Raw genomic sequence first — 2,390 nt, 5'->3', positions numbered from 1 at the left:
AATACCATTTCCATACGGAGATTTCTCTACTATCATCTCTCTTTCAAACTCTACAAAGCTAAAAAAAATGTTTCTTATAAGTTTGCTAGCAGGCGTATTATCCATAACTCCAATATTTAATATATGTACTTTAATACCTTTATTAATGAGTTCCTCAACAAGCGCAGTTCCCTGCATCATACTCTCACAAATCTATCCAGCTTAGTACCATTAACATCTCTCCATACTGAAGAGTATTAAGTAGCTTATTGAATTCTGGTCTATCTGATTTGTTATCACTGAATTTATCTTTATAAATAATCTCTGCTACATTTTCTTTTAGAAGCTTCTCCTGACTTTCCAAACTTTTTCCATTATGTGCTTGTCCTTTTGTGCTTACTCTTGCATATCCATAAATCATTTAATTAAATCCTCTCATTTTCCCACAATGTTTTGACATTAAGTTTTGACACCTGTGTATACATTGATTATTTGTTAATATTATACCAGTATCAATACTTTTAAGTTTTGGCTCTTTTTTCGTTGTTAAAATATTATAAAAAAATGATTAAGATTTCATTTATGTATGATAATCTTAATCACTTTTATTTTTTAAATGTAATATACATTAGAACTTAGTAAACTTTCCATTGTAGACAACATAGCCTGACTTTGTGTTTTTACCCTTATTGGTAGAATAAACAACATGAAGCCTTCCATTTCTTCTATATAATGGAGTTGCATGCTCCCAAGGATCTAATGAACCTAGTACACTACCATTCTGGTCATATACTGTTTCAGAAGTTGAACCGTTGGAATATTGGTCTTGGTAATAATAACTTATACAGTTTGTAGCATTTTTAACGTATCCACTTCTTACACCGCTTGGAGTAGGATATTCTACTAACGCCAGTTGCTTTGTATAACCTACATCTAATACTGTCATGTTATCTCCTATAGATACATATCTATCAGGAATACGATTTCCATTAGAATCTCTTATATATAGAATATCATTAACGCATTTTGCGTTATTAGGATAACTAAATCCTGCTGATGAATGCGATGGTGTAGATGGCTGTGATGGTGCTGGCTTATTATTACGTTCACCTGCCCATTCATATCCCTTTATAAATATCAAAAATTTTTTTAAATATCCATTAAAGGCTAATCGAGCAGCATAATCATTTGCTGCGTTACCTTTGGAAAATCCGTATTTTAATACTCTAAAACATTCTGTAAAATCATACGTATCTGAAATTTCCACAAAAAGATTTCCATTACTCTTAAATGTCCCTTCTATCGTAAAATGTTGCATAGCATAATATAAATCTGGTATATCATCTGCTGTAAATTCAGCTCCTTCTTTTCTGTAAAGTCTTGAATCTCCCTTTTTATAATCGCTAATCCACCTTGAAATTATTGATTTATAAACCCTGGATTGTCTAACTTTTTTAATCACGTTTGAATCATTATAGAATGTTAAGCTTTGTCCATTTCCATATCTTGCATGATACATAAAATCTGCACTTATATCCCATCCTTTGTTTCTGCAATAAGCTATTCCTCCTAACCAAATTGTATCATTGATATCCTTATCATAAACTGGTAAATCTGACATAAAATTATCTCCTTTTTATTTTTAATATTTATCAAGCTTGATAATATATAGAGATAAATTATCTTTAGTTTTGTAAACATATCAGTTATAATTTATTTAAATAGGATATTTTTAGGAGGTACTATGAGAAGAAAACATATTTTTTTTACATTACTTCTATCTTTAATTTTTATAGGATGTGACACAACTGAATTAATTCCAATGCCTAGCAGAGATGATTACTCGTATACTATTAATAATAAATATGAAGTAGATAGAGCCAATCCTAGTAATATTATTTTATGTAATACGAGTACTCGAGACATAATTATCGAAAGTAAAATATCTAAAATTGGTTGGGATGAAAATTTTATAATTATAAAGCAAATAAACCCATATGACAATGGTATATCAAATAAAGGTGATAAAGATATTCCATATGAAAAAAAGCTAACAGAACCACCAGTTGGTAGATTTTTTTATTGGATAATTAACTGTAAAAACGATAAATGCTATGGTCCATTTAGTAGCGAAAAGGATTTCAGTAATGGTTGTAAAGAACTGAACGTATCTAATAACATAAAAATAGAAAATGTTGATAATTATCTTAAAAATAAATAGCCTCACTAAAAAGTAAATTAAGGGGCTGTCGCACAACTAATTAGAAATTAGTTGTGTAGCGGCTCTTTTTTCGTGCAAAAAAATAAATCCTAAACTCAAAGAGAATAGGATTTATGGTAAAATATTCTTATGAATCAATATAATATTTTACAAAAAGATTATACAATTTATCGCAAACTTTATCAATTAA

The 2,390-nt window shown here is 29.1% G+C and carries 4 protein-coding genes; 1 reads left to right on the top strand and 3 read right to left on the bottom strand.

What is annotated here, in order from left to right; genetic code table 11:
* The 3 genes from FYJ33_RS16760 to FYJ33_RS15905 form a co-directional block, all read right to left on the bottom strand.
* Nucleotides 1-180 (bottom strand): recombinase family protein (locus FYJ33_RS16760; protein ID WP_206046738.1); only part of this gene is annotated, 180 nt, incomplete at its 3' end.
* A 4-nt stretch (nt 181-184) separates the two neighbouring features.
* Nucleotides 185-400 carry a recombinase family protein gene (locus FYJ33_RS16755; protein ID WP_206046737.1) on the bottom strand — a complete coding sequence of 72 codons (216 nt, stop codon included), beginning with the start codon at nt 398-400 and terminating at the stop codon, nt 185-187.
* 207 nt (nt 401-607) lie between these two features.
* Nucleotides 608-1,600, bottom strand: coding sequence for a hypothetical protein (locus FYJ33_RS15905; protein ID WP_154532933.1), 993 nt, complete (start codon nt 1,598-1,600; stop codon nt 608-610).
* 123 nt (nt 1,601-1,723) lie between these two features.
* On the opposite strand from FYJ33_RS15905, the gene FYJ33_RS15900 reads away from it, so the two are divergent.
* The gene (locus FYJ33_RS15900; protein ID WP_154532931.1) at nt 1,724-2,200 is read left to right on the top strand and encodes a DUF3997 domain-containing protein; all 477 of its coding nucleotides are present in this window, start codon (nt 1,724-1,726) and stop codon (nt 2,198-2,200) included.
* The last annotated feature ends 190 nt before the right edge of the window (nt 2,201-2,390 follow it).

Source organism: Inconstantimicrobium porci, from assembly GCF_009696465.1.
GTDB lineage: Bacteria > Bacillota > Clostridia > Clostridiales > Clostridiaceae > Inconstantimicrobium > Inconstantimicrobium porci.
The sequence above is the reverse complement of the archived record's forward strand: the minus strand, read 5'-3'. Positions and strand labels throughout refer to the sequence as shown.

Coding starts and splice junctions, on each gene's coding strand:
- FYJ33_RS15905 (WP_154532933.1), bottom strand. CDS start 1,600: ATGTCAGATTTACCAGTTTATGATAAGGATATCAATGATACAATTTGG.
- FYJ33_RS15900 (WP_154532931.1), top strand. CDS start 1,724: ATGAGAAGAAAACATATTTTTTTTACATTACTTCTATCTTTAATTTTT.
- FYJ33_RS16755 (WP_206046737.1), bottom strand. CDS start 400: ATGATTTATGGATATGCAAGAGTAAGCACAAAAGGACAAGCACATAAT.